At 68.7% G+C, this 26518-nt stretch carries 30 protein-coding genes, 1 other RNA gene, 1 pseudogene and 1 riboswitch; of the genes and pseudogenes, 16 read left to right on the top strand and 16 right to left on the bottom strand.

What is annotated here, in order from left to right; all coding sequences use genetic code 11:
* The first annotated feature begins 14 nt into the window (after positions 1 to 14).
* Positions 15 to 764: a uroporphyrinogen-III C-methyltransferase gene (gene cobA, locus DPV79_RS11860; RefSeq protein WP_113045513.1), complete on the top strand. Its 750-nt coding sequence runs from the start codon at positions 15 to 17 to the stop codon at positions 762 to 764.
* A gap of 106 nt (positions 765 to 870) precedes the next feature.
* Here cobA and DPV79_RS11855 read toward each other — a convergent pair whose 3' ends face one another.
* Genes DPV79_RS11855 through lptF form a run of 3 tightly spaced genes read right to left on the bottom strand, consistent with a single transcriptional unit; the run spans position 871 to position 3525 of the window.
* Entirely contained in the window at positions 871 to 1254 is a 384-nt protein-coding gene (locus DPV79_RS11855; RefSeq protein WP_048022584.1) for a sirohydrochlorin chelatase, read from the bottom strand.
* Positions 1255 to 1281: 27 nt separating this feature from the next.
* Entirely contained in the window at positions 1282 to 2430 is a 1149-nt protein-coding gene (lptG, locus tag DPV79_RS11850) for an LPS export ABC transporter permease LptG (RefSeq protein WP_021160784.1), read from the bottom strand.
* A 3-nt stretch (positions 2431 to 2433) separates the two neighbouring features.
* Positions 2434 to 3525 (bottom strand): LPS export ABC transporter permease LptF, encoded by a 1092-nt coding sequence (gene lptF, locus DPV79_RS11845; RefSeq protein WP_021160785.1) that lies wholly within the window; start codon positions 3523 to 3525, stop codon positions 2434 to 2436.
* 122 nt (positions 3526 to 3647) lie between these two features.
* Here lptF and DPV79_RS11840 point away from each other — a divergent pair, with 122 nt between their 5' ends.
* The 3 genes from DPV79_RS11840 to DPV79_RS11830 are packed head-to-tail and all read left to right on the top strand — an operon-like array spanning position 3648 to position 6409.
* Entirely contained in the window at positions 3648 to 5159 is a 1512-nt protein-coding gene (locus tag DPV79_RS11840; protein WP_021160786.1) for a leucyl aminopeptidase, read from the top strand.
* 34 nt (positions 5160 to 5193) lie between these two features.
* Positions 5194 to 5610 carry a DNA polymerase III subunit chi gene (locus DPV79_RS11835; RefSeq protein WP_021160787.1) on the top strand — a complete coding sequence of 139 codons (417 nt, stop codon included), beginning with the start codon at positions 5194 to 5196 and terminating at the stop codon, positions 5608 to 5610.
* Positions 5611 to 5635: 25 nt separating this feature from the next.
* Positions 5636 to 6409, top strand: a complete 774-nt coding sequence (locus tag DPV79_RS11830) for a DUF2486 family protein (protein ID WP_113045512.1) — start codon at positions 5636 to 5638, stop codon at positions 6407 to 6409.
* Between the two features lie 142 nt (positions 6410 to 6551).
* Here DPV79_RS11830 and DPV79_RS11825 read toward each other — a convergent pair whose 3' ends face one another.
* Complete coding sequence (locus DPV79_RS11825) at positions 6552 to 6878, bottom strand: c-type cytochrome (protein WP_021160789.1); 327 nt, start codon at positions 6876 to 6878, stop codon at positions 6552 to 6554.
* Positions 6879 to 7005: 127 nt separating this feature from the next.
* Positions 7006 to 8679: a dihydroxy-acid dehydratase gene (ilvD, locus tag DPV79_RS11820; protein WP_113045511.1), complete on the bottom strand. Its 1674-nt coding sequence runs from the start codon at positions 8677 to 8679 to the stop codon at positions 7006 to 7008.
* Between the two features lie 137 nt (positions 8680 to 8816).
* Here ilvD and DPV79_RS11815 point away from each other — a divergent pair, with 137 nt between their 5' ends.
* Positions 8817 to 9731 carry a LysR family transcriptional regulator gene (locus DPV79_RS11815; protein WP_113045510.1) on the top strand — a complete coding sequence of 305 codons (915 nt, stop codon included), beginning with the start codon at positions 8817 to 8819 and terminating at the stop codon, positions 9729 to 9731.
* Positions 9732 to 9820: 89 nt separating this feature from the next.
* Positions 9821 to 10711 (top strand): prolipoprotein diacylglyceryl transferase, encoded by an 891-nt coding sequence (gene lgt, locus DPV79_RS11810; protein ID WP_048022580.1) that lies wholly within the window; start codon positions 9821 to 9823, stop codon positions 10709 to 10711.
* Positions 10712 to 10819: 108 nt separating this feature from the next.
* Here the strand turns inward: lgt and DPV79_RS11805 are convergent, their stop codons facing one another.
* The 5 genes from DPV79_RS11805 to DPV79_RS11785 all read right to left on the bottom strand — a co-directional run bounded on the left by DPV79_RS11805 (position 10820) and on the right by DPV79_RS11785 (position 13207).
* Positions 10820 to 11560: an SIMPL domain-containing protein gene (locus DPV79_RS11805; protein WP_113045509.1), complete on the bottom strand. Its 741-nt coding sequence runs from the start codon at positions 11558 to 11560 to the stop codon at positions 10820 to 10822.
* Positions 11561 to 11749: 189 nt separating this feature from the next.
* Positions 11750 to 12211 carry an EVE domain-containing protein gene (locus DPV79_RS11800; protein WP_021160795.1) on the bottom strand — a complete coding sequence of 154 codons (462 nt, stop codon included), beginning with the start codon at positions 12209 to 12211 and terminating at the stop codon, positions 11750 to 11752.
* A 71-nt stretch (positions 12212 to 12282) separates the two neighbouring features.
* A non-coding RNA gene (gene ssrS / locus DPV79_RS11795) (6S RNA) lies at positions 12283 to 12464 on the bottom strand.
* Positions 12465 to 12545: 81 nt separating this feature from the next.
* Entirely contained in the window at positions 12546 to 12860 is a 315-nt protein-coding gene (locus DPV79_RS11790) for a cell division protein ZapA (RefSeq protein WP_011352906.1), read from the bottom strand.
* Positions 12857 to 13207 (bottom strand): hypothetical protein, encoded by a 351-nt coding sequence (locus DPV79_RS11785; RefSeq protein WP_021160796.1) that lies wholly within the window; start codon positions 13205 to 13207, stop codon positions 12857 to 12859. The genes DPV79_RS11790 and DPV79_RS11785 overlap by 4 nt, the downstream gene beginning before the upstream one ends.
* Positions 13208 to 13361: 154 nt before the next feature.
* A riboswitch (cobalamin riboswitch) is annotated at positions 13362 to 13615 on the top strand.
* A 65-nt stretch (positions 13616 to 13680) separates the two neighbouring features.
* Here DPV79_RS11785 and DPV79_RS11780 point away from each other — a divergent pair.
* From DPV79_RS11780 to cobC, 6 genes are read left to right on the top strand one after another with little or no spacing between them, the layout of a single operon-like run.
* Positions 13681 to 13902 (top strand): hypothetical protein, encoded by a 222-nt coding sequence (locus DPV79_RS11780; RefSeq protein ID WP_113045508.1) that lies wholly within the window; start codon positions 13681 to 13683, stop codon positions 13900 to 13902.
* Positions 13899 to 14897, top strand: a complete 999-nt coding sequence (locus DPV79_RS11775) for a FecCD family ABC transporter permease (RefSeq protein ID WP_113045507.1) — start codon at positions 13899 to 13901, stop codon at positions 14895 to 14897. The genes DPV79_RS11780 and DPV79_RS11775 overlap by 4 nt, the downstream gene beginning before the upstream one ends.
* A complete protein-coding gene (locus tag DPV79_RS11770) occupies positions 14894 to 15709 on the top strand; it encodes an ABC transporter ATP-binding protein (RefSeq protein WP_113045506.1) in 816 nt (271 codons plus the stop codon). The genes DPV79_RS11775 and DPV79_RS11770 overlap by 4 nt, the downstream gene beginning before the upstream one ends.
* 52 nt (positions 15710 to 15761) lie before the next feature.
* Positions 15762 to 16817 carry a nicotinate-nucleotide--dimethylbenzimidazole phosphoribosyltransferase gene (gene cobT, locus DPV79_RS11765; protein ID WP_113045505.1) on the top strand — a complete coding sequence of 352 codons (1056 nt, stop codon included), beginning with the start codon at positions 15762 to 15764 and terminating at the stop codon, positions 16815 to 16817.
* The gene (locus DPV79_RS11760) at positions 16807 to 17583 is read left to right on the top strand and encodes an adenosylcobinamide-GDP ribazoletransferase (protein ID WP_113045504.1); all 777 of its coding nucleotides are present in this window, start codon (positions 16807 to 16809) and stop codon (positions 17581 to 17583) included. Before cobT ends, DPV79_RS11760 begins: the two co-directional genes overlap by 11 nt.
* Positions 17568 to 18152, top strand: coding sequence for an alpha-ribazole phosphatase (gene cobC / locus DPV79_RS11755; RefSeq protein WP_113045503.1), 585 nt, complete (start codon positions 17568 to 17570; stop codon positions 18150 to 18152). Before DPV79_RS11760 ends, cobC begins: the two co-directional genes overlap by 16 nt.
* Before the next feature lie 106 nt (positions 18153 to 18258).
* On the opposite strand, the pseudogene DPV79_RS11750 reads toward cobC, so the two are convergent.
* The 4 genes and pseudogenes from DPV79_RS11750 to cobU form a co-directional block, all read right to left on the bottom strand.
* Positions 18259 to 19173, bottom strand: a pseudogene (locus DPV79_RS11750) (cobalamin-binding protein); the annotation flags it as partial.
* Complete coding sequence (gene cobD, locus DPV79_RS11745) at positions 19170 to 20189, bottom strand: threonine-phosphate decarboxylase CobD (protein ID WP_113045502.1); 1020 nt, start codon at positions 20187 to 20189, stop codon at positions 19170 to 19172. The gene cobD and the pseudogene DPV79_RS11750, both read right to left, overlap by 4 nt.
* Positions 20182 to 21126, bottom strand: coding sequence for an adenosylcobinamide-phosphate synthase CbiB (cbiB, locus tag DPV79_RS11740; protein ID WP_059484662.1), 945 nt, complete (start codon positions 21124 to 21126; stop codon positions 20182 to 20184). Before cbiB ends, cobD begins: the two co-directional genes overlap by 8 nt.
* Complete coding sequence (gene cobU, locus DPV79_RS11735) at positions 21120 to 21674, bottom strand: bifunctional adenosylcobinamide kinase/adenosylcobinamide-phosphate guanylyltransferase (protein ID WP_048022573.1); 555 nt, start codon at positions 21672 to 21674, stop codon at positions 21120 to 21122. The genes cbiB and cobU overlap by 7 nt, the downstream gene beginning before the upstream one ends.
* A gap of 74 nt (positions 21675 to 21748) precedes the next feature.
* On the opposite strand from cobU, the gene DPV79_RS11730 reads away from it, so the two are divergent.
* The 4 genes from DPV79_RS11730 to DPV79_RS11720 all read left to right on the top strand — a co-directional run bounded on the left by DPV79_RS11730 (position 21749) and on the right by DPV79_RS11720 (position 24872).
* Positions 21749 to 23260, top strand: a complete 1512-nt coding sequence (locus DPV79_RS11730; protein WP_113045501.1) for a cobyric acid synthase — start codon at positions 21749 to 21751, stop codon at positions 23258 to 23260.
* 81 nt (positions 23261 to 23341) lie between these two features.
* Positions 23342 to 23482 carry a hypothetical protein gene (locus tag DPV79_RS42600; protein ID WP_165581354.1) on the top strand — a complete coding sequence of 47 codons (141 nt, stop codon included), beginning with the start codon at positions 23342 to 23344 and terminating at the stop codon, positions 23480 to 23482.
* Between the two features lie 149 nt (positions 23483 to 23631).
* The gene (locus tag DPV79_RS11725; RefSeq protein ID WP_027786730.1) at positions 23632 to 24045 is read left to right on the top strand and encodes a DoxX family protein; all 414 of its coding nucleotides are present in this window, start codon (positions 23632 to 23634) and stop codon (positions 24043 to 24045) included.
* Between the two features lie 158 nt (positions 24046 to 24203).
* Entirely contained in the window at positions 24204 to 24872 is a 669-nt protein-coding gene (locus DPV79_RS11720; protein WP_059496656.1) for a ParA family protein, read from the top strand.
* Between the two features lie 124 nt (positions 24873 to 24996).
* Here DPV79_RS11720 and panD read toward each other — a convergent pair whose 3' ends face one another.
* Together panD and panC are read right to left on the bottom strand one after the other, a co-directional pair.
* Entirely contained in the window at positions 24997 to 25383 is a 387-nt protein-coding gene (panD, locus tag DPV79_RS11715) for an aspartate 1-decarboxylase (RefSeq protein ID WP_021164250.1), read from the bottom strand.
* A 44-nt stretch (positions 25384 to 25427) separates the two neighbouring features.
* Positions 25428 to 26267 carry a pantoate--beta-alanine ligase gene (panC, locus tag DPV79_RS11710; protein WP_021164249.1) on the bottom strand — a complete coding sequence of 280 codons (840 nt, stop codon included), beginning with the start codon at positions 26265 to 26267 and terminating at the stop codon, positions 25428 to 25430.
* Between the last annotated feature and the right edge of the window lie 251 nt (positions 26268 to 26518).

Genomic DNA, 26518 nt, shown 5'->3' with positions numbered 1-26518 from the left:
GCGAAGCGACAAACATGGGCAAGGTGTATCTGATCGGAGCAGGGCCGGGCGCAGCGGACCTCATCACGGTGCGCGGCGCGCGGCTGCTCGCGCAGGCGGACGTCGTGCTGCACGACGCGCTCGTCGAGCCCGCGATGCTCGACTACGCGCCGAACGCGCGCCGGATCGCGGTCGGCAAGCGCTGCGGGCAGCGGTCGACCGCGCAGCACTTCATCAACAAGCAGATCGTCGATGCGGCGCGCGAGCACGCGTGCGTCGTGCGGCTCAAGGGCGGTGACCCGATGCTGTTCGGTCGTGCCGAAGAGGAGATGCGCGCGCTGGAAGCAGCCGGCATCGACTACGAGGTCGTGCCGGGCATCACCGCGGCACTGGCCGGCGCGGCGACGCTGAAGCGTTCGCTGACGCTGCGCGGCGTGTCGCGCAGCGTCGCGTTCGCGACGCACAGCCGCGCGCCGGGCAGCGACGAGATCCGCGAAGCCGCGCGCGCCGATTCGATCGTGTACTACATGGGCCGCGACAGCGCGCCCGGCATTGCGCAGGAACTGATCGACGCAGGCCGTGCGCCGGCGACGCCCGTGGCGATCGTCGAGGCGTGCAGCACCGCGCGCGAGCGCGCGCTGACGCTGACGCTCGCGCAGATGGCGGCGGGCGACGCGCAGGCGTGGCTCGATCCCGCGGAACCGAGCCTGCTGATGATCGGCGATGCGTTCGCCGAGCGGGCCGGACAGGCGAAAGAGGGCGATTCGCTGCGAAATGCGGCCTGAGCGGGGCTGCCTGAGCGGGATCCCGCCGCAGTCCGAAACAAAAAAGCGCCGGCTTCATCAAGCCGGCGCTTTTTCTTTGTGCAACGCTAACCGCTAACCGCGCGACTCACGCGTTGCCGTCTATCTGGTCGATACAGTAGCGCGCGATCGCGTCCAGCACGCCGTCGTCTTCGCCGACGGCCGTCGCGCAGCGGATCTCGATGCCCGGATGCGCGGCGCGGCACGCATCGACGAGTTGCGGCAGATCGCGGCGGACATGGCCGCCCTGGCCGAAGAACACGGGCACCACGGTGATGTGCGAGCAGCCGGCCGCGACCTGCGCGGCGACCGCGTCACCGAGCGTCGGCGTCATCAGTTCGAGGAACGCGAGCGACACGTGGGCCGCGGGGGAGGCGGCGCCGCGCAGCCGCGCGGCGAGCCGCTCGAACGGCTCGGCCCAGCGCGGGTCGCGGGCGCCGTGGCCGAACAGGACGATGCCGTGCGAACTCATGTCGAAGCCTCCGTCATGACGCGGCGCTCAGTGCCGGTCGACCCACTTGAGCGCGAACAGGCCGAGCGCGAGATAGATCAGGCCCGGCGTCGCGGCAGTGAGCGGCGCGGGCCACGTGTTCAGCGTGCCGATGTGCGAGAACAGCGTGTTGAGGAGCTGGAAGCTCATGCCGAGCATGATGCCGCCGAACACCTTCACGCCGACCACGCCCGCCCGCGTGTGCAGGTACGCGAACGGCAGCGACAGCACGAGCATCACGAACACGGCGAACGGATACAGCAGCTTGCGCCACAGTGCGATGTCGTAGCGCTGCGTGTCCTGCTGGTTCTCGCGCAAATGCTGGATGTAGCGGAACAGGTTGATGATCGACATGCGCTCCGGCGATACGAGCAGCACCGACAGGATCTGCGGCGTCAGGTCCGAACGCAGCCGGTATTCGGGCAGCGATACCTGCTGCGACCGGTACACCGGGTTGAGCGCGTCGGCCGGCTGGCCGCTGATCGGCTTGATCGGCGTCAGCTCGGTCTCGGAGACGCCCTTCAACAGCCAGTGGCCGGGCGGCTCGTAGCGTCCCGTCTGCGCGATCCGCACGTTCTGGAGCTGGAACTTCGAATCGAATTCGTAGATGCGCACGTTGCTGATCGTCGAGTCGGGCGACAGGCTGCCGACGTTGACGAAACGCGTGACCTGCTCGCCGTTTTCGCGGGCCGCGAGCGTGTCCTTCACCCACACGCCCGACTGGAAGTTCGACGACACCGATGCGCCCAGCGCCTGCAGCCGCACGCGCTCGGACAACTGATCGGCGTACGGGCCGACGAATTCGCCGATCAGGTAGGTGACGATCACGAGCGGAATGCCGATCTTCAGCAGCGAGCGCAGCGCCTGGTTGGTCGCGAGACCCGACACGCGGAAGATCGTGAATTCCGAGTTCGCGGCCATCTGCGCGAACACGTAGATCGCGCTGATCAGCGCGGCGACCGGGATGATCTCGTAGAAGCGCGACGGGGTCTGCAGCGCGACGCGCAGCACCGCGTAGCCGAACTTGTAGTTGCCGTGCCCGACCGAGTTCAGTTCGCTGATCAGGTCGAAGAAGAAGAACAGGCCCGAGAACGCGAACAGGATGAAGACGAACGTGACGTAGATCTGTCGCGCGAAGTACTTTTCATAGAGCCGCATCGATCATGCTCCCGAGCGGCCGAACAGCGCGCGTGTAAACAGCGGACGATTGCGCACGCGCAACCAGAAGATGAACGCGACGATCGCGGCGACGACGAGGTGCAGGCCGACCAGGCCGACGCCGAACGACATCTTGCCCTGCTCGATCTGCGCCTGCACGACGTTCAGCAGGTTCGAGTACGTGAGGTAGATCAGCACGGCCATCACGAGGTTGATCGTGCGGCTGCGGCGCGGGTTCTGGTACGACAGCGGAATGCCGAGCACCAGCAGGTTGATCGCGATCAGCGGCAGCCCCGCGCGCCACGCGAATTCCGCGAGGTTGTCGCGCGTCGGGTTGCGCAGCAGGTCCGGCGTCGGCGTGCTGTTCGTGGTTGGCACGTTGGTGACCGGCGTGCTCGTGATCTTCACGCCGTAGCGCTCGAACTCCATGATCTTGAAGTTCGGCTGGCCGGGCGTGCCGTCGTAGCGGCGGCCGTCTTCCAGGACGACGAAGCGGCTGCCGTCGCGCGTTTCCGTGTGACCCGTCTGCGATACGACCACGTTGACCTTGCCGTTCTCGGTCGACGTGACGAACACGTTCTGCACCTTGCTCTGGTCGGGCGTCATCTTCTCGATGAAGAACACGCGGTGGTTCGTGGCCGACTCGCGGAACTGGCCCGGCGCGAGCAGCGAGATCTCGTCGCGCTGCTGGAAGCGTGCCTTGATCATCTTGCTTTGCTGGTTCGACCACGGCCAGCCGACGAACGCGAAGAAGGCGATCAGCAGGATGATCGGCGTGGCGAACACGCCGATCGGCTTGATGAGGCGCGTGAGGCTTACGCCCGACGCGAGCCACACGACCATTTCGGAGTCCCGGTACCACCGGGTCAGCACGAACAGGATCGACACGAACAGCGTGACGACGAGCATCACGGCGAGGTAGCCGATCACGGTGAGGCCGATCAGCACGAGGACGTCCCGCGGATCGATTTCACCGGACGCGGCGTAACCGACGATGCGGATCATCATCGTCGTGAGCATGATCGTGAGCAGCACCATGAACACGGCGCCAGCCGTATACGCAAGCTCGCGCTGGAGGGAGCGTTCGAAGATCATTCTTGAAGAGAAGAGGGCGGGAGGCTGCGCACGCGTAGCGGAGCGCTCGCGCCGCCACGGGAAAAATAGCGGATAATTGCGGCTTTCATCCTTAGCCCAGATTTTATCCGAGGACAAGCGCGATGGACTTTAGCATAAAAGGCTGTGATTGGAGCAAAGGCGAGGCGAAGGGGTTCCTGACCGGGAAGTCCGATTGCATCGTGCTCGGCATCTTCGAGGCGCAGACCCTCTCGGGCGCGGCGCTCGACATCGACACGGCCACCAAGGGACTGATTTCGCGCGTGGTGAAGGCCGGCGACATGGACGGCAAGCGCGGCAAGACGCTGTTCCTGCACGAAGTGTCGGGCATCGGCGCGTCGCGCGTGCTGCTCGTCGGCCTCGGCAAGCAGGATGCTTTCAACCAGAAAGCCTATAACGACGCAGCGACGGCCGCGTGGCGCGCACTGCTGGCGACCAAGGTCGTCCAGGTCACGTTTACGCTCGCGCAACTGCCGGTCGACGAGCGCAGCTCCGACTGGGGCGTGCGCGCGGCGATTCTCGCGCTGCGCAACGAGACCTACCGCTTCACGCAGATGAAGAGCAAGCCGGAACCGGCGTCGCACACGCTCAAGCGCGTCGTGTTCAGCGTCGATCCGTCCGACGAAAAGGCTGCGAAGGTCGCGGTCAAGCAGGCCGTCGCGCTCGCGAACGGGATGGATCTCACCCGTGACCTCGGTAACCTGCCGGGTAACGTCTGCACGCCGACCTACCTCGGCAACACCGCGAAGAAGATTGCGAAGGATTGGGGCCTGAAGGCGGAAGTGCTCGGGCTCAAGCAGATCCAGGCGCTGAAGATGGGCTCGTTCCTGTCGGTCGCGCGCGCGTCGGTCGAGCCGCCGCAGTTCATCGTGCTGCACTACCAGGGCGCCGCCGCGAAGGCCGCGCCGGTCGTGCTGGTCGGCAAGGGCATCACGTTCGACACGGGCGGCATCTCGCTGAAGCCGGGCGAGGGCATGGACGAGATGAAGTACGACATGTGCGGCGCCGGTTCGGTGCTCGGTACGATGCGTGCGGTCGCCGAGATGGGCCTGAAGATCAACGTCGTCGCGATCGTGCCGACCTGCGAGAACATGCCGGGCGGCAACGCGACGAAGCCGGGCGACATCGTCACCAGCATGAAGGGCCTGACGATCGAGGTGTTGAACACCGACGCCGAAGGGCGCCTGATCCTGTGCGACGCGCTGACGTATGCCGAGCGCTTCAAGCCGGCCGCCGTGATCGACGTCGCAACGCTGACGGGCGCGTGCGTGATCGCGCTGGGCGGCCACAACAGCGGCCTGTTCTCGACGAACGACGCGCTTGCGGGCGAACTGCTCGACGCGTCGCGCGAGGCGAACGACCCGGCATGGCGCATGCCGCTCGACGACGAGTACCAGGATCAGCTGAAGTCGAACTTCGCGGATCTCGCGAACATCGGCGGGCGCCCGGCCGGCGCCGTGACCGCCGCGTGCTTCCTGTCGCGCTTCACCGACAGCTATCCGTGGGCGCACCTCGACATCGCGGGCACCGCGTGGAAGGGCGGTGCGGCAAAGGGGGCGACGGGCCGTCCGGTGCCGCTGCTCGCGCAGTTCCTGATCGACCGCGCCGGCCAGTGATGGCGGTGTTGACGACGCTGCGGGTACGCGGGCAATGACGCGGATCGATTTCCACTCGAACGTCGGCGATTCGCTCGCGTACGCGTGCCGGCTGCTGCGCAAGGCCTACCAGGCCGGGCAGCCGGTCGTCGTGCTCGCCGAGCCCGCGCGCCTGCGCGCGCTCGACGAGCGGCTCTGGACGTTCTCGCCGCTCGATTTCATCCCGCATTGCGGTGTCGACAGCGAGCACGCAGCCGGCACGCCGATCGTGCTGGCCGCGGATCTCGACCGCGCACCGCATCATCACGTGCTGCTGAACCTCGGCGCGGCCGTGCCTGCGCAGTTCGCCCGCTTCGAGCGCCTGCTCGAAGTGGTCGGCAACGCGCCGGACGAACTGGCCGCGGGCCGCGACCGCTACCGGTTCTACCGCGACCGCGGATACGCGCTGAACAACTACAAGCAGGGCAGCTAGCCGCAACCGTCGACGGAGTGTTCCCGTGACAGAAGCCGATTCATCCTCGATCCCGACGCTGACCGACGTGCTGGTGCCGGGCAAGCCGGTGCCGGCGCGCGGGCCCGCGCCCGACGCTCCGCGGCCGCCTGCCGGCGCGGCGATTCCGGTGCTGACCGACGTGGTCGCGCCACGCACCGCGGGTGCGGCGCCGGCCGATTCCATGTCCGACGCGCTCGACCCCGATTCCGTCGTGGTCGAACCCGTGCCGACGCCGCACGTGCCGGCGCTCGAACTGCCGGGCGACGAGGCGGTGGAGACTGCGACTGTCGCCGCCGCCGCGCTTGGCGAGACCGATGCGCCGGCGGAGCCCGGCGCCGCGGAGCACGTGGTTGCCGAAGACTCGGCGGCGATGAGTGCGCCGCTGCGCTCGTCGCTGGCCGACGACGATGTGCTGCCGCACGCGTTCGCCGCGGTGGCGCGTGAGGCGGTCGGGCACGCGCGTGAGGCGCACATGCCGGAGGCCGTCGCACCGGCCCCCGCGCCGCAGCAGGATGCGCAGGCAGTGGCCGGACTGACGCCGGAAGATGCCCAGCACATCGCCGAACGCCTGCGCAATCGCCTGACGAACTATCTGACCGGGGACGGGCGCGACGCCATCGAAGCCCGTTGTCGCGACGCGCTGCATGAGCATTCGGCCTGGCTGGTCGGCCAGATCACGCGCGAAGTGGCGCTGGCGCTGGAAACCGAGGTGATGGACTGGGTTCGCGACGCGGTCGACGAAGAAATCGCACGCCGCCGCGCCGGTCATGCCGGTTGAGTGCGCGGCCGTTCAGGTAAAAAACAGGGTGCGATTCCAGTAAAGGCCGATGAAGCGGCCGGCGAGGTGCGGGTCGGCCCTCGGCGGGCCTGCCTCCCGGCGGAGCCCCGCGCGAAGGCGGTTTCCGCCCGTTGAACCCGGATCAGCGTACCGACAGCGCCCATTGCGCGAGCGTGTGGGCTTCGGTGCTCGTCAGTTGCGTATTGGCGGGCATCGGCACACTGCCCCACACGCCGACGCTGCCTTTCACGATCGATTGGGCGAGGTAATCGACGGCGTCGCCGCGCGCCGCATACTTGCCGGCGATGTCGCGGAACGACGGGCCCATCAGCGGTTTGCCGATCGCGTGGCAGGCCATGCAGTTCTTGCGCTGGGCAAGCGCGAGCCCGTCGGCCTGGTCGGCGCGCGCCGCCGCCCCGCTGCCGATCAGCAGCGTGGCGAGCAGGACGCGCAATATCGAGTGTTTCATGCGGTTCTCCGCCGGCGGGGACGGCCGGCTTCATGACCCGCGCATTATAAAAGCAAAGGGAAAGCACGTTTTGCGCGTTCCCCCGGCGGCCGTGTTTAACGGGGTCGCATGCGCTGATGTACGCGTGTCAACCCGTGACGGCACCCTGGTTCGCGGGCCGCGCGAGTGCCGCGAATTTCGCGAGCACGCCACGCGTGTAGCGCGGTGCCGGCTGTTGCCACGCGGCGCGGCGGCGCGCGAGTTCCGCGTCGTCCACGTTCAACTGCAGCAGCAGCCGGTGCGCGTCGATCGTGATCGAGTCGCCTTCCTGCACGAGCGCGATCGTGCCGCCGACGAACGCCTCGGGTGCGACATGGCCGACCACCATGCCCCAGGTGCCGCCCGAGAAGCGGCCGTCGGTGATGAAGCCGACCGATTCGCCGAGCCCCTTGCCGATGATCGCGGACGTCGGCGCGAGCATTTCGGGCATGCCGGGGCCACCCTTCGGGCCGAGATAGCGCAGCACGAGGATGTCGCCTGCCTGGATCCGGTCGCCGAGAATCGCATCCATCGCGCTCTGCTCGTCGTCGAACACGCGCGCCGGGCCCGTGATCACGGGGTTCTTCAGGCCGGTGATCTTCGCGACCGCGCCGTCTTCCGCGAGATTGCCTTTCAGGATCGCAAGGTGGCCTTCCTTGTACAGCGCGCGGTCGATCGGGAAGATCACGTCCTGGTCCGCGCGCGGCACGGCGGGCACGTCCTTCAGTTCGTCGGCGATCGTGCGGCCGGTGATCGTCATGCAGTCGCCGTGCAGCAGCCCCGCGTCGAGCAGGATCTTCAGCACCTGCGGAATCCCGCCGGCCCGGTGCAGGTCGGTCGCGACGTACTTCCCCGACGGCTTGAGGTCGCAGATCACGGGCACGCGCTTGCGGATGCGCTCGAAGTCGTCGATCGTCCAGTCGACCTCGGCCGCGTGCGCGATCGCGAGATAGTGCAGCACGGCATTGGTCGAACCGCCCGTCGCCATGATGACCGACACCGCGTTCTCGATCGATTCCTTCGTGATGATGTCGCGCGGCTTCAGGTCGCGCTTCACGGCCTCGACGAGCACGCGTGCCGACTCGGCGGCCGAATCGACCTTCTCCTGGTCGGGGTTGGCCATCGTCGACGAGTACAGCAGCGACATCCCGAGCGCCTCGAACGACGAACTCATCGTGTTCGCGGTGTACATCCCGCCGCACGAACCCGACGTCGGGCATGCGTTCTGCTCGACCCCTTCAAAATCCTCCTGCGACATCCGGCCCGCGGTGAATTCGCCGACGGCCTCGAACGACGAGACGATCGTCAGGTCCCGGCCTTTCCAGTTGCCGGGGCGGATCGTGCCGCCGTACACGTAGATGCCCGGCACGTTCAGGCGCGCGAGCGCGATCATCCCGCCCGGCATGTTCTTGTCGCAGCCGCCGACGACGACCACGCCATCCATCCATTGCCCCTGCACGCAGGTCTCGATGCAGTCGGCGATCACCTCGCGCGACACGAGCGAGTACTTCATGCCTTCGGTGCCCATCGACATGCCGTCCGAAATCGTCGGCGTGCCGAAGATCTGCGGGTTCGCATCGGATGCCTTCACGGCCGCGACGGCTGCGTCCGACAGGCGCTGCAGGCCCGAATTGCACGGCGTGATCGTCGAATGGCCGTTCGCGATGCCGATCATCGGCTTGTCGAAATCGTCCTTCTGGTAACCGAGCGCGTAATACATCGAGCGATTCGGCGATCGGGCCACGCCTTGCGTGATGTGCTTCGAGCGGCGGTTGTAAGCCATGGGGGACTCCATCGTTGTCTGGGCAGCGCCGGTGCACGGCGCGCGCCGGTTCGGATTAGTCAAGCATGGAGTTTCCGGATTGGGATGTCCAATATATTATTTGTCGCCTATTAAGTCGTTTTATGAATGAAGGACGCATGGCTGATCCGACTCCCGACCTGCGCCAGTGGCGCTATTTCGCGACCGTTGCGGACGAGCGCCATTTCGGCCGCGCGGCCGAACGCCTGTCGATGACGCAGCCGCCGCTGTCGCAGGCGATCCGCGCGCTCGAGGACACGCTCGGCGTCGCGCTGTTCGTGCGCAGCAAGCGTTCGGTGGCGCTGACGGCGGTTGGTGCCGCACTGTTGCCCGATGTGCGCCGGCTGCTTGCGTCGGCCGATGCGTTGCCGCCGCTGGCGCGACGGCTCGCGCGCGGCGAGGCCGGCTCGTTGTCGCTCGCGTTCGTGTCGACCGCCGATTACGGGCTGCTGCCCTCGCTGCTGCGGGCGTTCGGCGCACGTTATCCGCAGGTGCGCCTGCAACTCGCGGAGGCGACGAGCGACGTGCAGATCGACGAACTCGTCGCCGGCCGCATCGATGCGGGGCTCGTCATTCCGCCCGTGCCGCCGCGCCACTCGGCCGGGCTGTCGTACCTGCCCGTCCTGCGCGAGCCGCTGGTGATCGCGATGCCGGCGGCCGCGAGCGACGCGCCTGAAGACGAGCCCGTTCATCTCGCGGACGTCGCCGCATTGCCGCTCGTGATCTTTCCGCGTCGTTTGGCGCCCGGCTTTTATGACATCATTACGGGCTGCTACGGCGCGGCGGGGGAAACCCCGTGCATCGGCCAGGAGGCGATCCAGATGCAGACGATCGTCAGCCTCGTGTCGGCCGGCATGGGCGTCGCACTGGTGCCGCAATCGCTGCGTAACCTGCGGCGCACCGGCGTGGTCTACCGGCCGCTCGCCGGTCACGCGCCGGTCGTCGAGACGGGCCTCGTGTGGCGTACCGGCGACGTGAGCCCCGTGCTGGCCGGCTTCCTCGACGTCGTGCGCGCGCAGGGGCTCGCCACGTGACGTGAACGATGGCGCGCCGGTGCCGTCCAACGCGCGGTGCTGCGCGTGTGCGACGGCCGTACCGCATTCGAAAACTTCTTCGCTAACCCATGATCATTCACCCGAATTTCGACCCCGTTGCGATCCATCTCGGGCCGCTGGCCGTGCGCTGGTACGGGCTCATGTATCTCGTCGGCTTCATCGCGGCGATCGTCGTCGGCCGGATCCGCCTGAAGCTGCCGCACGTCGCGGCGCAGGGCTGGACCGTGAAGGACATCGACGACATGATGTTCTACGGCGTGCTCGGCACCGTGCTCGGCGGCCGTCTCGGCTACGTGCTGTTCTACAAGGCCGATTTCTACTTCTCGCATCCGCTCGACGTGTTCAAGGTGTGGGAGGGCGGCATGTCGTTTCACGGCGGCTTCCTCGGCGTGACGCTCGCGATGATGCTGTTCGCGTGGCAGCGCAAGCGCCATTGGCTGCAGGTCACCGATTTCGTCGCGCCGATGGTACCGACGGGGCTCGCGGCCGGGCGGCTCGGCAACTTCATCAACGGTGAACTGTGGGGCCGCGTGACCGATCCGTCCGCACCGTGGGCGATGCTGTTCCCGGGCGCGATGCGCGACGATGCGGCATGGTTGCCGAAGCATCCGGAACTCGTCGAGAAGTGGCATCTCGCCGACGTGTTCATGCAATACCAGATGCTGCCGCGTCATCCTTCGCAGCTCTATGAAATTGCGCTCGAAGGCATCGTGCTGTTTTTCGCGCTGTTCCTCTTCGCGCGCAAGTCGCGGCCGATGGGCGCGGTGTCCGCGCTGTTCCTGATCGGCTACGGCCTCGCGCGCTTCACGGTGGAGTTCGCGCGCGAACCCGACGATTTCCTCGGCCTGCTCGCGCTCGGCCTGTCGATGGGGCAGTGGCTGTCGCTGCCGATGATCATCGCGGGCATCGCGTTGATGGTCTGGGCGTATCGCCGCCGCGCGGCGAATGCCGTTGCGTGAGGTGATGACGATGCACGCGCGATCGGCGCGTGCATGGTCCCACGCATTGAAATGAAAACGCCGGCCTTCGGGCCGGCGTTTTCATTTCGGACTGCCGCGCGCCGCGCGTTACTTCATCTGCACGGAACCGTTGACGGTGACCGACACGGTGGCCTTGCCGCCTTCGACCGCGATCGGTGCGCTCATCTTCGCGCTGTCCATCGGTGCCGCGGCCATTGCCATCATGCGCGGATACGGCTGCACGTTGCGGCCGCCGCCGACGTTCACGTCGCGGATCGTGTAGCTGCTGTAGCCGAATGCCTTCGCGGCTTCGTCCGCGCGGGCGCGGAACGACTTGATCGCCTCGGTCGTCAGCTTCTGCTCGGCTGCGCGCTGCGCTTCGGGCGACAGCGAGAACTCGACGTTCGCGACCTGCATCAGGTTCGACAACTGGCCGGCCAGCTTCGACACCGCGGCGAAATCGCGCGATTCGAGCGCGACCTCGGTGCGGCCGCGCCATGCGGAAATCTTGCCGTCGCGATCGGTGCTCGGATAGACGGAGAATGCGCCCGTGTGTGCCGTGACGCCCGATACGCTTTTCGCCTGCGACAGGGCGGCGTCGGCGCGCTGGTTCAACTGCGCGGTGAGGCTGCCCGGATCCTTGGCCTGCTGCTCGTAGAACAGCGTGATGTGGATGATGTCCTGCGGCACGTCGGCGCTGGCCTGCGACGACAGCGACAGCACGCCTGCCGGCTCCGGAAAGTGCGGGTTCGCGGCCTGCGCGTGCGCGGCGGGTGACGCGAGCGTCAGCGCGACGGGAACGGCGGCGGCAAGGGCGAGCGACAGCGCGAGTGCGGATTTCTTGGTCATTGTTGGACTCCTTGTGCGAGGGCGCGCACGCGGATCACGCGTGCGCGACGCGGGCGTACCGCGCGACGAAAAGAACGACGGCCGGCTTGATCGGCCGGCAGCGGTTGCTTAGGCCGCGCGAAAGTGCCGCGAGTTCCGTGGCGGCCGCGCATACTGACCAGATTTGACGTTTGGCGTGTGCCTGCTTGCCTACTTCATCAGCTTTTCGGTGATGAACCGCCATTCGGCGCGCGTGACGGGCGTGATCGACAGCCGGTTGCCGCGCGCGAGCACGCGCATGTCGGCGAGTTCGTCGTGTTCGCGCAGCGCGGCGAGCGGCACGAGCGGCGATTTTTTCACGTAGCGCACGTCGACGAGCAGCCAGCGCGGCGCTTCCCGGGTCGACTTCGGATCGTAATAGGGGCTTTTCGGATCGAACTGCGTGGGGTCGGGGTAGGGCGTCGACGATACTTCGGCGAGGCCCGCGATGCCCGGCTCGGGGCAGCTCGAGTGATAGAACAGCACGCCGTCGCCGATCTTCATCGTGTCGCGCATGAAATTGCGCGCCTGATAATTGCGCACGCCCGTCCACGGCAGCGAGCGCTGCGGTGCGTTGGCGAGATCGTCGATGCTTGCTTCGTCCGGTTCGGACTTCATCAGCCAGTATTGCATGGATCGTGATCGACGCAGAAAGAGGCTGCTACAAAAGAAAACGGCACCGGGCTTCGCCCGATGCCGTTGGATAGGCCCCCGCCTTGGCCGCTAGGCCGGCATCCTGAACCTGAGGTTCAGAATTGGTCGCAGTTAGCAGCACTTCGGGTACATCAGACAGAGTGACGCGCGCGCCCGTGCTACAAATTTCCGCAACCGTGCACATGGCATTGGTTCAAGGAATATATGACCTTGGCGAACCAGGCAGGGAAGCTGACTGAACTGTGATTCGATGCGCCAATTTGACCACCGTTGATCGCCGAGATCAAGGGGAATCGACGCATCGATTAAAACGTTACTGCGTCTCGTGCTGTGCGAGCACCGCGCCGAGCTGTTCATTCATCTGGTGCATTGTACGACGGATTTCCTCCGCCGGAAATGCTTCACCGTGCCGCACGCTCGTTTGCAGCCGCAGCAATTCGGAAGCGAGCGACAGCGCCGCCATCACGGCGATGCGATCGGTGCCGCGTACCGAGCTGTTCGAGCGGATTTTCGACATTTCGGCGTCGACGCGCGCGACCGCTTCGAGCAGTGCCGCTTCGGTCTCGGCCGAGCAGGCGAGCCGATAGGCCTGACCGAGAATCGAGACTTCGATCTGCTTGGTGCTCATGCATGTTCTCCGTGGCTGGCCGCGTCATCGCCATCCGTACGCGCCTGCGCATCCAGCAGGTCGAGCTGGTTGTCGGCTTGCTCCGCACTTTTCGAGCGCGGCAGCTTTTCGAGAATCGCGTTCAGTTTCACCTGGGCGTCGTCGATCTTTGCCGACAGCGTGTCGCGCTCGGCCGCGAGCGCATTGCGTTCGTCGCGCAGTTGCGCGAGTTCCGCGCGGACCGTGTCCGCGTCCGCGCGCAATTGCGCGACCTGCTCCTCGAGCGCGAGCCGTTCCGAGTGATAGCGCTTGTTCAGCGAAATCAGACGGCCAATATTTTGAGATAGGGTTTCGAGTTCGTTGAGCATTTGCTGCGTCCTCTAAAGACCCAGCATTTTAGCGCGGAATAACGCGCAAACCGACATCTGTAACGTTTCCAGTCGTAACACCCCTGCTTCTTGCCGCGAATCGGCGCGTCACGTGCGTGTCCGGATGCTTCCTTGACGCTCGTGCGACCCGCTCCTAAACTGGCGCCGCCTCGGTGCTCGCGCGTGCAACGCGCGGTTAAACGGGAAGCAGGGCGCGGGCTCCGCCAGGACGCCGCCAACCTGCGCTGCCCCCGCAACGGTAAGCGGCCGCGTTGCATGACGCAGGCCGGCTCGGGCGCGTTCCGCATGCACGTTTCGCATGCGGACGCGGGCCACTGCGCGTCTTCGCGCGGGAAGGCGAGCCGGACCGCCGCCAGCCCGGATACCGGCCGAGGCGGGGAGCCCGCACGGGCTTCGTGACGCGCGGCCTGCGGGGAAGCGGGGCGTGCAGTGCTTCACGGGATTGATCTTCGATGCTGACCCCAATCGTCGGCGGCGCCGATTTCTGCCATCTTGATGACGTTCTCGAACCGGGCGACCACCGGAAGGTCGTCGCGCGCGTCGACCACCTGACCGCAAGGATCACGAGCTTGGCTATGCCTGCAACACGCTGCACTGCGCCGATGTCGCGCCCGGCCCGCAGCGGTAGCGCGCCGATGCGCGCAGTGTCGTCCGTCGCGCGGAGGGCCGCATGAGCGCCGCGCGCGCCACCGCGATCTGGGCCACATTGGCCGCGGCGGTCGCGTTGCTGTTCGTCGCGTCGCTGTCGATCGGCAGCGTGCCGATGTCGCCGTGGCAGGCGCTCGCGTCGCTCGTGCCGCATGGCGGCGACGCGCTGTTCGCCGACATCGTCCGCACGCTGCGCCTGCCGCGCGCGCTCGCGGGCTTCGCGTGCGGTGCGCTGCTCGCGCTGGCCGGCTCGTTGTTGCAGGTGTTGCTGCGCAACCCGCTCGCCGATCCGTACGTGCTCGGCGTGTCCGGCGGCGCGGCCGGCTTCGCGCTCGTCGCGATGATCGCGGGCGGCGCATGGTGGCTCGTCGATGTGTCGGCGTTCGCCGGCTCGCTCGTGTCGGTCGTGCTCGTGCTCGGACTCGCGCGCCGCGAGCTGGGGCGCGGCGAGTCGCGCGATGCGTCGCCGCGGCTGCTGCTCACGGGCGTCGTGATCGCGGCGGGGTGGGGTGCGCTCGTCACGCTGCTGCTGTCGCTCGCGCCCGATGCGCGGCTGCGCGGCATCATCTTCTGGCTGACGGGCGACCTGAACGGCGTGAGCACACCGTGGTTCGCGTGGGGCGCGCTGCTGCTGGCCGCGTGCATCGCACTGCCGGCCGCGCCGCAACTGAACGTGCTGCTGCGCGGCGATGCGACGGCGCTCGCGCTCGGCGTGCCGGTCGCGCGCCTGCGTGTGCGGATCTATCTCGTCGCGTCGCTGGCCGCCGCGGCCGCAGTGACGACCGCCGGCACGATCGGCTTCGTCGGCCTCGTCGTGCCGCACGCGCTGCGGCTCGCATTCGGCAACGACCAGCGGATGTTGCTGCCGGCCGCGATGCTCGCGGGCGGCGGCGGTGTGATGGCCGCCGATCTGCTCGCGCGCACCGCGATCGCGCCCGCGCAACTGCCGGTCGGCGTGATGACCGCGTTGATCGGCGTGCCGGTGTTCCTGTGGATGTTGCTCAGGAGGCCGATGCGATGACCCGTGCCGGATTGCGCGCCAGCGGCGACGAGATGAGCTGCGCGGCCGTCGGCCTGACGCTGAAGGCTGGCGCGCGCACGCTGCTCGACGGCTTCACGCAGGCGTTCCGTCCGGGCGAGATCTGGTGCATCGCCGGGCCGAACGGCGCAGGCAAGACGACGCTGCTTGCGACCCTCTCGGGGCTGCAGCCGCCGGCCGGCGGACACGTCGCGATCGACGGCCGCCCGCTTTCCGCATGGCCGCCCGCGCAGCTCGCGCAGCGCCGCGCGCTGATGCCGCAGCAACTGCACGACGCATTCAGCGCGACCGTGTTCGATACGGTGTTGCTCAACCGCTTTCCGTATCTCGGCGGCTGGGGCTGGGAGCGCGACGGCGACCGCGCGGCCGCGCGCGACGCGCTGGCGACCTTCGACCTGACCGCGCTTGCGTCGCGCGACGTGCTGTCGCTGTCGGGCGGCGAGCGGCAGCGCGTCGCGCTGGCCGCGACGCTGTGCCAGGACGCGCCGTTGATGCTGCTCGACGAACCGCTCGCGCATCTCGACCTGCATCACCAGATCGATTGCCTGACCGCGCTGGTCGCCTGGCTCGACGCGGGCCCGCGCACGGTGCTGTTCTCGTGCCATGATCTGAACCTCGCGCGGCGTTTCGCGACGCATGCGCTGTTGCTCGACGGCCGTGGCCACGCGTGGGCCGGCCCCGTGCACGACGTGCTGACACCCGAGCGCGCGAGCGATGCGTTCGGTTATCCGCTCGTGCTGATCCGCGAGAACGGCCGCGACGCGCTGCTGCCGGCGTGGCCCGAGCGACAATGACTTTTCCTTTTCCGATGCGCGGTGCACGCCGCGCCCACGACACGGCTTCCCGATGACGACCCCGACCCACTTCCCGCCCGCGATCGCACCGCTCGACGACGTGCTGCGCAAGCGCCTGCAGCATGTGATCGACCACAAGACCAAGCCGCCCGGCAGCCTCGGCCAGCTCGAGGCAGTTGCGCTGCAGGTCGGCCTGATCCAGCACACCGAGCGGCCGGTCGTGCAGCGTCCCGTGATGATCGTGTTCGCCGGCGATCACGGGATTGCCGCCGAAGGCGTGAGCCCCTATCCGCAAGCGGTGACCGCACAGATGGTCGCGAACTTCCTCGCCGGCGGCGCGGCAATCAACGCGTTCTCCGGCGTCGCGCAGAGCACGCTCGAGATCGTCGATGCGGGCGTCGCGTCGCCGCTGCCGCTGTCCGACCGCCTGGTGTCGCTGCCGGTCGCGCGCGGCACGCGCAACTTCGCGACGGAACCGGCGATGACGCGCGACGAGGCGATGACGGCACTCGCAGCCGGTGCGGCGCGCGTGCGCCTGCATGCGTCGCTCGGCACGAACGTGATCGGCTTCGGCGAGATGGGGATCGCGAACACGTCGTCGGCCGCGTGCCTGATGAGCCGCCTGCTCGGCGTGCCGATCGACGCGTGCGTCGGGCGCGGCACGGGCCTCGACGACCAGGGCCTCGCGCACAAGCGCGCGGTGCTCGGCCGTGCGCTCGGCAAGCACTCGCACGCGATTGCGCCGCTCGACGTGCTCGCGACGTTCGGCGGCTTCGAGATCGCGATGATGACGGGCGCGTACCTCGCGGCCGCGAGCGAACGGATGACGATCCTCGTCGACGGCTTCATCGCGACGGCCGCATTGCTCGTCGCCGAGCGCATCGCGCCCGGCGTGCGCGACTACTGCGTGTTCTCGCATACGTCGCACGAGGCCGGGCACCGGCGCATGCTCGAGCATTTCGGCGCGAAGCCGCTGCTCGCGCTCGACCTGCGGCTCGGCGAAGGCACGGGCGCGGCGCTCGCGCTGCCGCTCGTGCGTGCGGCTGCCGCGTTCCTCACGGAAATGGCGAGCTTCGAATCCGCCGGCGTCGACGATCGTGACGCCTGATCGCGCGCGCGGCGTGCGGGCCGAACTGCGCTACTTCTTCGTCGCGCTCGGCTACTTCACGCGCGTGCCCGTGCCGCGCGCGATCGGCTACGCGGCCGGCGATCTCGACCAGGCCGCGCGATATTTCCCGCTCGTCGGCGCATGCGTCGGCGCGTGGGGCGCGCTCGTCTATCTCGTCGCGCTGCGCGCGCTGCCCGTGTCGATCGCGGTCGGGCTGTCGATGGCCGCCACGCTGCTCGCCACGGGGGCCTTCCACGAGGACGGCCTCGCCGACAGCTGCGATGCGTTCGGCGGCGGCTATACGCGCGACGACGTGCTGCGCATCATGCACGACTCGCGGATCGGCACGTTCGGTGCGGTCGCGCTCGTGATCGCGCTCGGCGTGAAATGGCAGGCGCTCGTGTCGATGCTGCCGTTGCGTGCCGCATGGACGATGATCGCCGCGCACGCGGCGAGCCGCGCGGCGGCCGTGAGCCTGCTGATGACGCTCGACTACGTGCGGCCCGAAGGCAAGGCGAAACCGGTCGCGCAACGGATGGGGGCACGCGCGGCGTGTGTCGCCGCGCTGTTCGGATTGCCGTGGCTGTTCTGGCCCGACTGGCGCATGGGCGTCGCCGCCTGCGTGGCGCTCGTGCTCGTGCGCGCGTGGGCAGCCCGCTATTTCGTGAAGCGGATCGGCGGTTATACCGGCGACTGTCTCGGCTTCACGCAACAACTGTGCGAACTGGCGATCTATCTCGTGGTGCTCGGATGGACGTCGTCCTGATCCGTCATCCGGCCGTCGGTGTCGAGCCGGGCATCTGCTACGGACGCAGCGACGTGCCGCTCGCCGCGCCGGCCGACGCCGGCGCGCAGGCCGTGCGCGCACATCTGTCGCTACTCGGCGCGCCGCTTCCCGAACAGGTCTGGACTAGCCCGCTGACGCGCTGCGCGTCCGTTGCCGAGCGGATTGCGCAGGCATGCGGCGTGCCGCTGCAACGCGATGCGGACTGGCAGGAAATGGATTTCGGCGCGTGGGAGATGCGGCGCTGGGACGATATCGATCGCGCGGCACTCGATGCGTGGGCGGCCGACCTGATGCATGCGCGCGCGCATGGCGGCGAAAGCGTCGCGCGGTTCGCTGCCCGGGTCGCCCGGCGGGCCGATGCCGTCGCGCGGTTCGACCGGCCGCAATGGGCGGTCACGCATGCGGGCGTGATCCGCGTGTTCGCGGCGCACGTACTGTGCGTTCCGCTCGATACGCTGTTGTCGCGGCCGGTGCCGACCGGTGGTGTCGTCTGGCTGCGCGCGGATGCCGCCACGGGAGCGTGGGAAGTGGTGCACTGGGATGAATAGGCGCACCGGCGTCCGCATCTGAACGACGCGGCGCGCGGTCGATCTGTCTCGAACACCGACGCATCGGGTTCAGATGCGCGACGGGCGCGCAAGCCGCCGGAACTCGGCGCGCCGGCCGCCGCCCACGCGCGGCTTCGAGATCCTCGCACAGCGCGGCCGCGCCCTGCGCGATCCGCGGCGACGGTCGCGTCAGCAGATCGCCGTCGATCGCGAACAGGTTGTTGCGCGCCACGGCCGTCAGCGCGGGCCACGCGCGCCAGCGCGCCAGGCTCGGCAACGGTTCGTCCGTACGCGACGCCCCCGCGCTCGTCGTCACGATCGCCTCCGGATTGGCCGCGAGCACGGCCTCGTCGGTGACGGTCGGCACGAGCGGCCTGAGCGACGCGAACACGTTGCGGCCGCCGCACAGCTCGATCACGTCGTTGATCAGGTGCGCGCCATTGAGCGTCATCAGCGGCCGGTCCCAGACCTGGAAGAACATCGTGACGGGCGCCCGCGCGGCATAACGTGCGCGCAGCGCCGCGATGTCGCGCGTATAGGCGGCCGCGGCCGCATCGGCAGCCGGTTGCGTGCCGAGCAGCGTGCCGAGCCGGCGCAGCGACGACGATACGTCGTCGAGGTGCTTCGGTTCGCTGAAGAACAGCGGGATATGCAATGCGCGCAGCGCGTCGGTCTGCCGCTCGGCGTTGCCGTGCCGCCAGACGACGATCAGGTCGGGCTTCAGCGCGGCGATCCGCTCGAGGTCGAGCGCCTTGTTGTCGCCGACGCGCGGTATCGCTTGCGCGGCAGGCGGATAGTCGCTGTACGTGACCGTGCCGACGAGCTTTGCGCCGCCGCCGGCCGCATAGATGAGCTCGGTCGCGTGCGGCGCGAGGCTGATCACGCGCTGCGCGGGTGCAGGCAGCGTGACGGTGTTGCCGGCGTCGTCGCGCGTCGTGATGTCGGCGTGGACGAGCGGTGCGTGAGCGAGTGCGGTCAGCATCGCGACCGGTGTCAGCCGGCGCAACAGGCGCGCAATCATGCGGATTCCCGTTGCAGCAGCGACACGCAGTGCGCGAGTGCGTCGCCGAGGCGCTGCCATTCGGCTTCGCTGCCCGGCAGGCCGACGCGTACGCTCGACGGTATCGGAAAGTACCGCGTCCAGATTCCGCGTGCCGCGAGTGCCGCATGCAGTGCCGCTGCCCGCGGGTCGTCGGTCCAGCTGAAGAGCGGCGTCGCGCGGGCAGCGAAGCCGTGCGCGCGCAGCAGTGCGGCGAGCCGCTCGCCGTCGGCCGCGAGCCGCTCGCGGGCGGCGGCCTGCCATGCGCGATCGGCGAACGCCGCGGCGACCGCATGGCGTGCGGGCCCGCCGACCGTCCAGGCGCCGAGCATGTCGCGCAGCGCGACGATCTGGCCGGGGCACGCGAGCACGAAGCCTGCGCGGATGCCGGCGAGCCCGAAGAACTTGCCGACCGAACGCAGCACGACGAGCCCCGGGCGATCGACCTGCGGCGCGAGCGACTGCGTCGCGCCCGTATCGGCGAACGCCTCGTCGACGATCAGCGTGCCGCCGCGCGTTGCCAGCTGCGCATGCCAGCCGAGCAGGCGTTCGGCCGGCACGAATTCGGCGGTCGGATTATTCGGATTCCCGACGATGACGTGGCGCAGCGTCGCAGGCAACGTATCGGTGCCGACGTCGAGCGCGACGACGCGATGGCCGTGTCGCGCGAAAGCGGGCGCGTATTCGCCGTACGCGAGCGTCGCGACGCCGGCGTCGCCGGCCGGCAGCAGCGCGGGCAATGCGCGGATCGCAGCCTGACTGCCGGCCACCGGCAGCACGTGCGCGGGATCGGGCGCGTGGTAGTACTGCGCGGCGCGGGCCGCGAGGCCGTCGCCGTCGTCGGGCAGCCGGCGCCATGCGTCGGCCGGGACGGGCGGCACCGGATAGCCGACCGGATTGATGCCGGTCGACAGGTCGAGCCACGTGTCGTACGGAATGCCGTGGCGGCGTGCGGCTTCATGCAGGTTGCCGCCGTGCGTGATGCGGGTGTCAGACATGATGGGTGGCCATGACGAGTGCGCCGCTCGCGACCAGCAGCGCGAGCCACAGGGCAAGCGTGCGCGTGACGAGCGACAACGCGGCGACGATATGGACTGCGCTCGCCGTCGCGCCGGTGCCGAGCGCGGGACGATCCTCGATCTCGCCGTGATAGACGGCCGGGCCGCCGAGCTGCACGTTCAGGCTGCCGGCGCCGGCGGCCATCACCGGGCCCGCGTTCGGGCTGTCCCAGTGGCGTGCCTGCGTGCGCCAGCAGCGCCATGCGGCGGCCGTGTCGCCGAGCAGCGCGTAGCTCGCGGCCGTCAGGCGCGCGGGAATCCAGTTGAGCGCGTCGTCGAGGCGCGCGGCGGCCCAGCCGAAGGTCAGGAAGCGCGGCGTGCGGTAGCCCCACATCGCGTCGAGCGTGTTCGCGAGCCGGAACAGCAGCGCGCCGGGGCCGCCTGCGACGACGAACCAGAACAGCGCGCCGAAGATCGCGTCGTTGCCGTTCTCGAGCGCGGATTCGACGGCCGCACGCGACAGCGCGCCTTCGTCCGCGTCGCTCGTGTCGCGCGACACGATGCGCGCGGTGAGCGTGCGGGCGGCGCCGAGGTCGCGCCGCAGCAGCGCCGCGGCGATCGGCGCGACGTGGTCGGCGAGGCTTTTCGCGCCGAGTGCGAACCACAGCAGGGCGATGTGCAGCGCGGCCGCGAGCGGCCATGGCAGCACGGCCGCGAGCCATGCCGCGACGGCGACCGGCGGCACGACCGCCGCGATCCATGCGGCGACGCCGATCACGCGGCCGCGCCGGCCGGTGTTCAGCGCGCCTTCGATGCGCGCGGCGAGGCGGCCGAATGCGACGAGCGGATGCCAGCCGGCCGGTTCGCCGATCGCGCGGTCGATGATCGCGGCCGCGACCGCGAACATCGCGACTACGGGCAGCGACAGCATCAGCATGACGGCGCTCCCGTCTTGAGGTCGAGCGTCAGGCCGGCGACGAGCAGCGTCACGCGCGTCGCAAGCGCGGCGACACGCTGGTTCAGGCGCCCGAGTTCGTCGACGTAGCGACGCGTGACCGACCCGAGCGGCACGACGCCGAGCCCGATCTCGTTGCTGACGACGATCACCTTCGCGCGCGCGCCGCGCAACGCGTGCTCGAGCCGGTCGACCTGCGCCGCGTACTGCGCATCGTCGAGCGGTTCGCCGTCGGCCGGGCACAGCAGGTTCGTGAGCCACAGCGTCAGGCAGTCGACGAGCAGGCACGCGTGCGGATCGTCGAGCCGCGCGAGCGTGCCGGCGAGGTCGACGGGCGCGTCGGCGAACCCCCAGGCGGCCGGCCGGCGCGCGCGATGGTGCGCGATGCGCTGCGCGAATTCGGCATCGGCGGCGGTTGCGGTGGCGATGTAGGTGACGGGGCGGCCGCTGTCGGCGGCGAGGCGCTCGGCGTGCGCGCTCTTGCCCGAGCGTGCGCCGCCGAGGACGAAGGTGAGGTCGTGCGGAATCATCGCGTGATTGTAACGGCGCGGGCACACCGGCGCGGGGGATAATGCGGCCTTTGCTTCGCGACGACCTTTACACGATGAATGCACCCGAGCCGCGGCCGCGCGGCACGCTGATGATCCAGGGCACGACGTCCGACGCGGGCAAGAGCACGCTGGTCGCGGGCCTGTGCCGGCTCGCGCGCCGCGGCGGCGCGCGCGTTGCGCCGTTCAAGCCGCAGAACATGGCGCTCAACAGCGCGGTGACGGCCGACGGCGGCGAAATCGGCCGCGCGCAGGCACTGCAGGCGCTGGCCGCGGGCGTTGCGCCGCATACGGATTTCAACCCCGTGCTGCTGAAGCCGACGAGCGACCGCGGCGCGCAGGTGATCATTCACGGCAAGGCGCGCATGAACCTCGATGCGCGCGCGTATCACGGCTACAAGCCGGTCGCGTTCGAAGCGGTGCTCGAGTCGTACGCGCGCCTGCGCGCCGGCTACGACACGGTGATCGTCGAGGGCGCGGGGAGCCCGGCCGAGATCAACCTGCGCGAAGGCGACATCGCGAACATGGGGTTTGCCGAACGCGTCGACTGCCCGGTCGTGCTCGTCGCCGACATCGACCGCGGCGGCGTGTTCGCGCACCTCGTCGGCACGCTCGCGTGCCTGTCGGACAGCGAGCGTGCACGCGTGCGCGGCTTCGTGATCAACCGCTTCCGCGGCGACGTCAAGCTGCTCGAACCGGGGCTCGACTGGCTGCGTGCGCAGACGGGCAAGCCCGTGTTCGGGGTGCTGCCGTACCTGCACGGCCTGCTGCTCGACGCCGAGGACATGCTGCCCGCACAGGCGCGCAGCGCCGCCGCACGCGGCGATGCCGGCCTGCTGCGCGTCGTCGTGCCGGCGCTGCCGCGCATCAGCAACCACACCGATTTCGATCCGCTGCGCGCGCATCCGCAGGTCGAATTCACGTACTGGAAGAGCGGCCCCGTCCCGGATGCCGACCTCCTGATCCTGCCCGGTTCGAAGAGCGTGCAGCGCGATCTCGCATGGCTGCGCGACGCGGGCTGGGACACGCTGATCCGTCGCCATCTGCGCTACGGCGGCAAGGTGATCGGCATCTGCGGCGGGATGCAGATGCTCGGCCGCACGCTCGACGATCCGCTCGGCCTCGAAGGGGCGCCCGGCAGCGTGCCGGGGCTCGGGCTGCTCGATTTCGACACGACCCTGCAGCGCGACAAGACGCTGAAGAACGTGACCGGGCATCTCGCGCTGCCGGGCGGGGCGGCCGTGCGCGGCTACGAGATCCACATGGGCGACACGCACGGGCCCGCGCTCGCGTCGCCCGCGCTGACGCTGGCAGCCGACGCCGCACCCGACGCCTCCGACGCCACACGCCCGGACGGCGCGGTGTCCGCCGATGGCCAGATTCTCGCGACCTACGTGCACGGGCTGTTCGACTCGCCCGACGCATGCGCGGCGCTGCTCGCGTGGGCCGGGCTCGACGGCGCGGAGCGCATCGACTATCCGGCGTTGCGCGAGGCATCGCTCGAGCGGCTGGCCGACTCGTTCGCCGACCATCTCGATCTCGACGCGCTGTACGCCGAGTTTCGTTGACGCGGGCCGGGCCATGCTCGCTTTTTCCGCCGGATCGCATACAACACAGGAGGGCGGATGTCCGCCTGGAGGAGTGCGACGATGAAGGCTCGATGGTGGTGGGGCATGCTGCTCGCGGCACTGCTGGGCGTGTCGGCGGTTGCGCATGCGTGCGATTCGTCCGTACCGGGCGGCGGCCAGTCCGGTTCCGGCAACGCCACACAAGGCAAGAGCGGTTACTGAAGCAGGTCGCGGGGCATGATCGGTCATGCCCCTTTTTACGTCTCGATTGATTCCATTGGGGAATGAGTTAAAGCGAATTGGCGCGTTTATCGGTCGAATCGATTCGAATAGAGTGCGATCCATTCACACCACTCACGAAGGAATTCGCCATGAACCCCAATCGCCTCAACGATTTCGCCGCGACCCTGCTGCGCGTCGCGCTCGGCGTGCTGTACCTCGCGCACGTCGCGCAGAAGGTGTTCGTCTTCACGCTGCCCGGCACCGCGCAGTTCTTCGCGTCGATCGGCCTGCCGGGCTGGCTCGCGTACCTGACGACGTTCGTCGAGCTGGCCGGCGGCCTGGCGCTGCTCGCGGGCTTCCGCGTGCGCGTCGCCGCGCTGGTGCTGCTGCCGTTCATGCTCGGCGCGACCGCCGCGCATCTGCCGAACGGCTGGAGCTTCGCGTCGCCGAACGGCGGCTGGGAATACCCGGCGTTCTGGGCCGTCACGCTCGCCGTGCAGGCGCTGCTGGGCGGCGGCGCGTTCGCGCTCGGCGCACGGGAAGCCGCGGTTCAGCGTGCGTAATGGGGTAAGTGGGTAAGTCGGCGGGGTAAGCCGGCATACACGGCGCGGCGCAACCCGTTTCGGTGACACCCCGTTTGCCGATATCATCGCTCCCTGTATCCGCAATCGAGCGGCGCCTGCCCCGCGGCAGGCGCCGCGCGGCTTTTTCGGGGGAATTCATGACGGTGATCGTGGTGGCGAATCCGAAGGGCGGCGTGGGGAAGAGCACGCTGTCCACCAATCTTGCCGGCTATTTCGCGGCGCAGGGCGCGTGGGTCGCGCTTGCCGACCTGGACCGGCAGCAGTCCGCACATGCGTGGCTCGACCTGCGGCCGGCCGGACTGCCGGCAATCGAGGCATGGGAACTCGATCCGGACGCGCCGACGAAGCCGCCGCGCGGCCTCGAATATGCGGTGATCGATACGCCGGCCGGGCTGCACGGCAACCGGCTCAACGTCGCGCTGCAACTGGCCGACAAGGTGATCGTGCCGCTGCAGCCGTCGATGTTCGATATTCTGGCCACGCAGCAGTTTCTGGAGCGCCTCGCCGGCGAGAAGGCCGTGCGCAAGGGCAGCGTCGAGGTCGGGATCGTCGGGATGCGGGTCGATGCGCGCACGCGCTCGTCGGACCAGCTTCACCGGTTCGTCGAAGGGCTCGGCCTGCCGGTGCTCGGCTACGTGCGCGACACGCAGAACTACGTGCAGATCGCCGCGCACGGCCTCACGCTGTGGGACGTCGCGAAGAGCCGGGTCGAGAAGGATCTCGAACAGTGGCGGCCGATCGTCGAATGGGCCGAACGCCGCGCGCCGAAGGCCGAGAAGACGGAGAGGGCCGCCAAGGCGTCCTGATCGCGCGGCCGCCGGGCCGGTACGCGATGAAATGAGAAAGGGCCGGATCCCGTGGCATACGGCATCCGGCCCTTCGATCCTACGACCCTTCGACCCTTCGACCGCAAGCGGCCGGCCAGTCAGGTCAGGTCCAGTTCTGCGTCGGCACGTGATCGCGGTGGCCCTTGATCTTGTTGCCGTCGTCGATGAACACGAGCTTCGGCTTCCAGCCGGCCTGAATCTCGGCTTCATCGACCATCGCGAATGCGGCGATGATCACGAGGTCGCCGAGCTGCGCGCGACGCGCGGCCGAGCCGTTCAGCGAGATCATCCCGCTGCCGCGCTCGCCCTTGATCGCGTAGGTCGAGAAACGCTCGCCGTTGTTGATGTTCCAGATGTCGATCCGTTCGTTTTCGATGAGGCCGGCCGCTTCGAGCAGGTCTTCGTCGATCGCGCACGAGCCTTCGTAGTGCAGTTCGCAGTGCGTGACGGCCGCGCGGTGGATCTTCGATTTGAGCATGTGGCGCTGCATGGTGTCTCCGTGATGCGTCGTGAGAGGCGCGGGCGGGCGGCCCGTCAGATTTCCAGGTTGTCGATGAGGCGCGTCGCGCCGAGCTTCGCGGCCGCGAGCACGACGAGCGGCTCGCCGGCTTCGAGTTCGGCGGCGCTCGGTGCGATCAGGTTCGCGCGGCGGCGGATCGCGATGTAGTCGGGCAGCCAGCCGCGCTCGGCCAGGTGCGTGCGCGCGTGATGCTCGAGCTTGCCGAGGTCGCGCTCGCCGCCGAGCACGCTGTCGCGCACGCGCTGCAGCGTTTTCGCGAGTTCGGGCGCTTCCTTGCGCTCGTCGGTCGTCAGGTAGCGGTTGCGCGACGACAGCGCGAGGCCGTCCTCGTCGCGTACGGTTTCTGCTGCGATGATCTCGACCGGCAGCGCGAGCTGCTGGCACATCCGGCGCACGATCATCAGCTGCTGGTAATCCTTCTTGCCGAACACGGCGACGCGCGGCTGCACGCAGGACATCAGCTTCGTGACGACCGTGCACACGCCGGCGAAGAAGCCGGGCCGGAATTCACCCTCGAGAATCCCGCCGAGATCGTCCGGCGGCAGCACGCGGTATTCCTGCGGTTCCGGGTACATGTCGCGTTCGGTCGGCGCGAACAGCACGTAGACGTTTTCCTGCTGCAGCTTCTCGATATCGTCCTGGAGCGTGCGCGGATACTTGTCGAAATCCTCGTTCGGGCCGAATTGCAGCCGGTTGACGAAGATGCTCGCCACGACCGGGTCGCCGTGCTGGCGCGCGAGGCGCATCAGCGACAGGTGCCCTTCGTGCAGGTTGCCCATCGTCGGCACGAACGCCGTGCGGTTCTGTCCACGCAACTGGTCGCGCAGTTCCTGGATCGAGCTGATGACTTTCATGATCGGGTAGCGGTTTCCTCGCGCATGCGCGCGTTGGCGCCGCAGCAGCGGCGTCGGGGTCGAAGCGGAGAACGCCGGCGCGCGGGCGGCGCATCGGGCGTCGGCGGATTGTAGAGGATTTGGCCGCCAAACGCATCGAAAAAAGTACGGTCGTTCACTTTTTAAGAGGGCGTGCCGGCAGCGGCCCGCGCAGTCGCGTCGGGCTGCGGCGAGGCGGCATGTGTGCCGGAATGAATCGGGAGGGCGGGAAG

Origin of the sequence: Burkholderia reimsis, from assembly GCF_003294055.1 — a bacterium.
GTDB classification, from domain to species: domain Bacteria; phylum Pseudomonadota; class Gammaproteobacteria; order Burkholderiales; family Burkholderiaceae; genus Burkholderia; species Burkholderia cepacia.
The sequence above is the reverse complement of the archived record's forward strand: the minus strand, read 5'-3'. Positions and strand labels throughout refer to the sequence as shown.